This window comes from Mycobacterium sp. TH-M25 (genome assembly GCF_057473665.1).
The window spans coordinates 1-5,894 of record NZ_JBYCLA010000462.1 but is presented as its reverse complement, the minus strand read 5'-3'; the positions used below and the strand labels follow the sequence as shown (position 1 = coordinate 5,894).

Genomic DNA, 5,894 nt, shown 5'->3' with positions numbered 1-5,894 from the left:
ACGGCGGTGGTCGCAGACAAGCTCGCCGCTGAGACTCAATGGGCTTGTACGACAACGGCATTCGCCACCGGGGATGGTCCGTCACCCGCCGCGGCTGCGGACCGGTTACGGCGCAACGGCGCTCGCCGCGTGATCATTGCGCCGTGGTTCCTGGCGCCCGGAAAGTTGACCGACCGCGTCGCGGCTTTCGCTGCGGCGGAGGGTATCCCGATGGCAGCACCGCTCGGTGGGCATCGCCTGGTGGCCGAGACCGTACTGGACCGCTTCGACGCGGCGGTCGCACTGCGCGCGGCGGCCTGAATCGACCACGGCTGTGTGGCGTGTTCCAGTGCCGAGCAGGACGGCTCGATCGAACTCGGGCCAGCCTTCAGCCGGAACTCACCGTAATCTCGTCGATGTCAGAATCCCTGTCCAGCAGTACTTTTTGAGGGATGTTAGGTATTCGTGTGGCCCGCACATAGACGGTGTCCCCCTCCTTCAGCCCAAGCGCCTCAGCGTCACCGCGGGTGATCTGAGCGATGAACGGCCCGCCGGTGGCAGCATTGGTCAACTCCACGCGCACCTCGAACCCCAGCATCACCACCCGATCGATGGTCGCCCGGACCACGCCGGTGGATGCTGCGCCGTCCGCGGCGGCGATTGCCATTTCAGGACTGCGACCCACCCGAATGTCATGCGGGCGAACAAGGTTGCCGTTCAGTGACGAGACGGCACCCAGGAACGACATCACGAATGCGTTGGCCGGACTGTCATACACCGCGCTCGGCGGGCCAACCTGCTCGATCCGTCCGTCTTTGAGCACTGCGATGCGGTCGGCCACATCCAGCGCCTCGGCCTGGTCATGGGTGACCAGAACGGTGGTGACGTGTACGTCGTCGTGCAACCGTCGCAACCAGGCGCGCAGCTCGTCGCGGACCTTTGCGTCGAGGGCCCCGAAGGGTTCGTCGAGCAACAGCACTTGCGGGTCTACCGCCAGCGCGCGCGCCAACGCCATGCGCTGACGCTGTCCGCCGGAAAGCTGACTGGGGTAACGAGTCTGGAATCCGCTCAGGCCAACCACTTCGAGCAGATGGTCGACCTTCTCGGCGATTTCGGCCTTCGGTCGCTTGCGGATCTTCAGCCCGAAGGCCACGTTGTCACGAACGCTCAGATGCTTGAAGGCCGCGTAATGCTGGAAGACGAAGCCGATTCCGCGTCGCTGCGGCGCAATCCCGGTGACGTCGCGGCCGTTGATGACGATCTGCCCGGTGTCGGGTTGGTCGAGCCCGGCGATGGCCCGCAGCAGTGTCGACTTGCCCGACCCGCTGGGTCCGAGCAGCGCGGTCAATGAGCCCGCGGGCACGTCGAAATCGACGTTGTCCAGCGCAACGAAGTCGCCGTAGCGCTTGTTCGCGCCGCGCACGCTTATTGCGTTGTCACCCATCAGTCCGCCACTCCGTTTCCGTCACGCCTGGTTCCCGTCACGCCTGGTTCCCCGCTCGGTTTCGGCGAGCATCGAGAATCACCTGAACGATCAGCACCACGACGGAAACGCCCATCAGCAGAGTCGAGAGCGCGTATGCGCCATACTCGGCGCCGCGGCTGTAGCGATCGGACACCAGCAGCGTCAGGGTTTGCGATTTTCCCGGCAAGTTCGACGACACCATGATGACCGCGCCGTACTCGCCGAGCGTGCGGGCGATGGTCAACACGACGCCGTAGGTCAAGCCCCACCGGATCGACGGCAAGGTGATCCGCCAAAACGTTTGCCACCACTTCGACCCCAGTGTCGCGGCCGCCTGCTCCTGATCGTCGCCCAGTTCGTGCAGCACCGGCTCGACCTCACGCACCACGAACGGCAGCGTCGCGAAGATGCTCGCCAGCACGATGCCGGGCAAGCCGAAGATGATCTTGAAGCCGAAGTCCTTTTCGACGAACCCGAATAGGCCCGCCGATCCCCACAGCATGATCAAGGCCACCCCGACCACCACCGGTGACACCGCAAACGGCAGGTCGATGATCGCCTGCAACACAGCCTTACCGCGGAACCGGTTGCGCGCCAGCATCAATGCGGTGGGTACACCGAAGATCACGTTGAGGGGCACCACGATCGCGACTACCAGCACCGACAAGTTCAGCGCCGAGATCGCCGCCGGCGTGCTGATCCAATCGACGAACTGGACGACGCCGGGCTGGAAGGTCCGCCACAAGATCAGCCCGACCGGAACGACTAGCAACACCGCCACATAGGCCAACGCCAAGAAGCGGAGCAGGTAGCGAACAGCGGGCGAGGGTGTCATGCCGACAGCTCCTCCCGCCTGGCCGCACGTGACCCCAGGGTACGCAGCCCGACCAGGACCACAAACGAGATCAGCAGCAACACAATCGATATCGCCGCCGCACCGGTCCGGTCATCGTTCTCGATCAGAGTGCGGATCCACTGAGAGGACACTTCGGTCCTGCCCGGCACGGCGCCGCCGATCAGCACCACCGAACCGAATTCGCCGATGGAGCGGGCGAAGGTCAACCCCGCACCGGTCAACAGGACCGGTGTCAACGACGGCAGCACCACAGTAGTGAAAATCGTTGCGTTGTTGGCGCCGAGCGACGCGGCCGCTTCTTCGGCCTCGTGGTCGACCTCGAGCAGCACCGGCTGCACCGCCCGCACCACGAATGGCAGCGTGACGAAGGCCAGCGCCACACCGACACCCCATCCGGTGTGCTGCAGATGCAGCCCCACCGGACTGTGATTTCCGTAGAGCGCCAACAGCACCAGGCTGGCCACGATCGTGGGCAACGCGAACGGCAGATCGATGATCACGTCGACAATCCGCTTTCCGGCGAAGTCGTCGCGCACCAAGATCCAGGCGATCAGCAACCCGAAGGCCATGTTCACCACGGTGACGCCGGCGGAGATGGTCAGCGTCACCCGGAAGGATTCGACGGCAGCGTTCGAGGTGACCGCCGGCCAAAACTCCTCCCAACCACCGCCGACCGATTGCCAGAAGATCGCGGCCAGCGGCAGCAGCACGATGAGCGACAGCCACACCGCCGAAACCCCGACCCGCAATGACGTTCCGTTGTTGACCAACGTGTTGCGCCGCAAGCGCTTACCACCGCCAGGGTTCCCGGTGACGTTGCGCGTGATCGCCGTCGTCATCCGGTGGCCTGGGTGTAGACCTTGGTGATGCTGCCCGACTTCTTGTCGAACAGCTGCTCGTCGACCGTGGGCCAGCCACCGAGATCGGCAATCGTCCAGAGCTTTTCCGGCACCGGGAACTGGTCGCGGACATCGGCGGCCACCGCGGGGTCGACCGGGCGGAATCCGGCTGCCGCCCAGACCTTTTGGGCGTCCACGGTGTATTGAAAATTCTTGAACGCGACAGCGGCATCCAAATGCGGGCTGCTGGTCACCACGGCCACCGGGTTTTCGATCTTGATGGTCTGAGGCGGGTTCACATGGGTGATCGGCTTTCCTTGCCGCTCTGCGGCTACCGCCTCGTTCTCGTAGCTGATCAAGACGTCACCGCTGCCTTGGACGAACACGTCAGTGGCCTCGCGGCCCGAGCCGGGACGCAGTTTGACATGCTGGCTGACCAAGGTGTGGACGAAGTCGAGACCCGCCTGCGGGTCTCGACCGCCGCCGCTGTTGACCACGTAGGGAGCCAGCAGATTCCACTTCGCCGAGCCGGAACTCAACGGGCTGGGCGTGACCACCTCGATGCCGGGCCGCAGCAGGTCGTCCCAATCCTTGATGTTCTTGGGGTTGCCCGGTCGCACCACCAGCGTCACCACCGAGCCGAACGGGGTGCCCTTGGTGGCGTCGTTGTCCCAGTCCTTGGCGACCTTGCCCGCCTTGACCAGTCGGGTGATGTCAGGCTCCGCGGAAAAGTTGACGATGTCGGCCGGTTTGCCGTCGACGACACCGCGTGACTGGTCCCCCGACGCCCCGTACGAGGCGACCACCTGGACGCCTTTGCCTGCCGGCGAGGCGTTGAACGCCGGGATGACCTTGCTCCAGCCGGGTTCGGCCACCGAGTAGGCGACCAGCGTGATAGTGGTGTTGGCGCCGGTCGATCCGCCGCCGACGACATCACTGGCGCCGCCGTGGCACCCCGCGATCATTCCCGCGGCGACGGTCCACGCGACGGCATGCCGCCACCCGACGGAGTTTTTGTCGTCGTCGAACAATGGTCGACCTTTCGGAAGTGAGCTTGGCGTCTGACGGGTCCCATGTCGAAGGATGATGTCCGTCGACGGGCGGATTTCGGCGCGCGGGCAGAAAGTCAGCGACAACAATGCACGTCAGCGACGGCGCAATCGCCCACGGCAATGAGCGCCAAGACATGGCCCTCGGTGCTGCCGGACGCTGCGTGCATGGGCGAATCCTAACAGCCGAAGCCGGTGCAGGTCAGCGCGTCAACAACCAGGCGACGATGACCAATACGACCAGGGCCACCAACACCAGGGTGACCCGCGAACGCGGCATGCCGGTTTTAGGGCTCATCGCGACTCGTCGTCGCTGTGCCGGACCCGATTGATCAGGTGGATACCGCGCCTCAAGGCGCCGTCCAGCGCCGACGCGATCAGGTAGGCCAACGCCAGCACGACCGGCATCACCACGATGGTCTGGAAGACAAACCCCAGGCCAGACAGCCACAGTTCAACGCCGTCCCACCAGCTGAGGATCGCGTTCATCGGGCTCACCCTATTCGGCGCCCCCGGGCCGAGCCAACACGCTCCACTAAGCTGGTCCACGGGCCTCGGTGTCCAGCGAACCCCGAGGAGGAGTCCGGTGAACCATCGCATCGCGTTGCTATCGACGTCCGACACCGACCTGCTGTCGGCACGGTCGTCGCTCGCGGCCTACAACCTGGGCAACCCGGCGCGTCAGGTCATCGGCGACGTGCTCGGCGATGCCGAGGTCGTGGTACTTCGGGTGCTGGGTTCGTCGGCGGAGGTGGCCGAGGAACTCGCTGCCCTGCGGGCCACCGGACTGCCGTTGATCGTGCTCGGTGGCGAACGCACGCCCAGCGCCGAATTGATGGAGTGTTCGACGGTTCCCATCGGGCTTGCCGCGCAAGCACACTCGTACCTCGCCGAAGGCGGCCCGGTGAATCTGGCTCAGCTGCATGCGTTTCTGTGCGACACCGTGTTGCTCACCGGGGAGGGATTTGACGAACCGGTGGTGGTCCCCGACTGGGGCTACGCCGAGCGGCCCACCGTTGCCGGCGGCGCGCGGGTCGGCGTGCTGTACTACCGGGCCCACGAGGTCAGCGGCAACTCCGGCTTTGCGCACGCGCTCGCCGACGCGATCGACGCCACCGGCAACGCGGTCGGTGTGCCGATCTTCGCGTCCTCGTTGCGCAGCGCACCCGACGAATTGTTCGATGCGCTCGGCACGCTGGACGCCGTGGTGGTCAGCATGCTGGCGGCCGGCGGCTCGAAGTCGGCCGCCGCCGGTGCCGGAGAGGACGATTCCTCATGGGACATCGAACGCATCGCCGCGATGAACATCCCGGTGCTGCAAGGTCTTTGTTTGACCTCCTCGCGCGAGGAATGGGCGTCCAACTCCGACGGGGTCACCCCGCTGGACTCCGCGACGCAGATCGCGATACCTGAATTCGACGGGCGCATCATCACCGTGCCGTACTCCTTCAAGGAGATCGACGACGACGGACTCCCCCGTTACGTCGCCGACGCCGAGCGTTGCGCACGGGTCGCGGCGATCGCGGTCAACCACGCGAGACTGCGACAGATCCCCAACCGGGACAAGAAGCTCGCGCTGGTTCTCTCGGCCTATCCGACCAAGCATTCGCGCGTCGGCAACGCCGTCGGCCTCGACACCCCGGCATCGGCGATACGACTACTGCGCCGACTCGCACAGGATGGTTATGACGTCGGCGACGGATTCG

8 protein-coding genes are annotated in these 5,894 nt (G+C 65.4%); 2 read left to right on the top strand and 6 right to left on the bottom strand.

The genetic code is table 11. The annotated features are described in order from the left end of the window. The coding region (locus AC2VOU_RS15685) for a CbiX/SirB N-terminal domain-containing protein (RefSeq protein WP_486958202.1) at positions 1 to 300 on the top strand (300 nt) is incomplete at its 5' end. Positions 301 to 367: 67 nt separating this feature from the next. On the opposite strand, the gene AC2VOU_RS15680 is transcribed toward AC2VOU_RS15685, so the two are convergent. The 6 genes from AC2VOU_RS15680 to AC2VOU_RS15655 all read right to left on the bottom strand — a co-directional run bounded on the left by AC2VOU_RS15680 (position 368) and on the right by AC2VOU_RS15655 (position 4,677). Beyond that, positions 368 to 1,423: a sulfate/molybdate ABC transporter ATP-binding protein gene (locus tag AC2VOU_RS15680; RefSeq protein ID WP_486958201.1), complete on the bottom strand. Its 1,056-nt coding sequence runs from the start codon at positions 1,421 to 1,423 to the stop codon at positions 368 to 370. Positions 1,424 to 1,460: 37 nt separating this feature from the next. After that, positions 1,461 to 2,279, bottom strand: coding sequence for a sulfate ABC transporter permease subunit CysW (gene cysW, locus AC2VOU_RS15675; protein ID WP_486958200.1), 819 nt, complete (start codon positions 2,277 to 2,279; stop codon positions 1,461 to 1,463). Further along, complete coding sequence (gene cysT, locus AC2VOU_RS15670; protein WP_486958199.1) at positions 2,276 to 3,139, bottom strand: sulfate ABC transporter permease subunit CysT; 864 nt, start codon at positions 3,137 to 3,139, stop codon at positions 2,276 to 2,278. The genes cysW and cysT overlap by 4 nt, the downstream gene beginning before the upstream one ends. After that, the gene (locus AC2VOU_RS15665; RefSeq protein ID WP_486958203.1) at positions 3,136 to 4,104 is read right to left on the bottom strand and encodes a sulfate ABC transporter substrate-binding protein; all 969 of its coding nucleotides are present in this window, start codon (positions 4,102 to 4,104) and stop codon (positions 3,136 to 3,138) included. The genes cysT and AC2VOU_RS15665 overlap by 4 nt, the downstream gene beginning before the upstream one ends. Before the next feature lie 161 nt (positions 4,105 to 4,265). Next, positions 4,266 to 4,358 carry an Ms4533A family Cys-rich leader peptide gene (locus AC2VOU_RS15660; protein ID WP_486940361.1) on the bottom strand — a complete coding sequence of 31 codons (93 nt, stop codon included), beginning with the start codon at positions 4,356 to 4,358 and terminating at the stop codon, positions 4,266 to 4,268. A 124-nt stretch (positions 4,359 to 4,482) separates the two neighbouring features. Next, the gene (locus tag AC2VOU_RS15655; RefSeq protein WP_486958198.1) at positions 4,483 to 4,677 is read right to left on the bottom strand and encodes a hypothetical protein; all 195 of its coding nucleotides are present in this window, start codon (positions 4,675 to 4,677) and stop codon (positions 4,483 to 4,485) included. A gap of 97 nt (positions 4,678 to 4,774) precedes the next feature. Between AC2VOU_RS15655 and AC2VOU_RS15650 the strand changes: the two genes are divergently transcribed. Further along, positions 4,775 to 5,894 (top strand): cobaltochelatase subunit CobN (locus AC2VOU_RS15650; protein ID WP_486958197.1); only part of this gene is annotated, 1,120 nt, incomplete at its 3' end.

Excerpts from the sequence above, each read along its gene's own strand:
- cysW (WP_486958200.1), bottom strand. The coding sequence starts at position 2,279 with ATGACACCCTCGCCCGCTGTTCGCTACCTGCTCCGCTTCTTGGCGTTG.
- cysT (WP_486958199.1), bottom strand. The coding sequence starts at position 3,139 with ATGACGACGGCGATCACGCGCAACGTCACCGGGAACCCTGGCGGTGGT.
- AC2VOU_RS15655 (WP_486958198.1), bottom strand. The coding sequence starts at position 4,677 with ATGAACGCGATCCTCAGCTGGTGGGACGGCGTTGAACTGTGGCTGTCT.
- AC2VOU_RS15660 (WP_486940361.1), bottom strand. The coding sequence starts at position 4,358 with ATGCACGCAGCGTCCGGCAGCACCGAGGGCCATGTCTTGGCGCTCATT.
- AC2VOU_RS15680 (WP_486958201.1), bottom strand. The coding sequence starts at position 1,423 with ATGGGTGACAACGCAATAAGCGTGCGCGGCGCGAACAAGCGCTACGGC.
- AC2VOU_RS15665 (WP_486958203.1), bottom strand. The coding sequence starts at position 4,104 with ATGATCGCGGGGTGCCACGGCGGCGCCAGTGATGTCGTCGGCGGCGGA.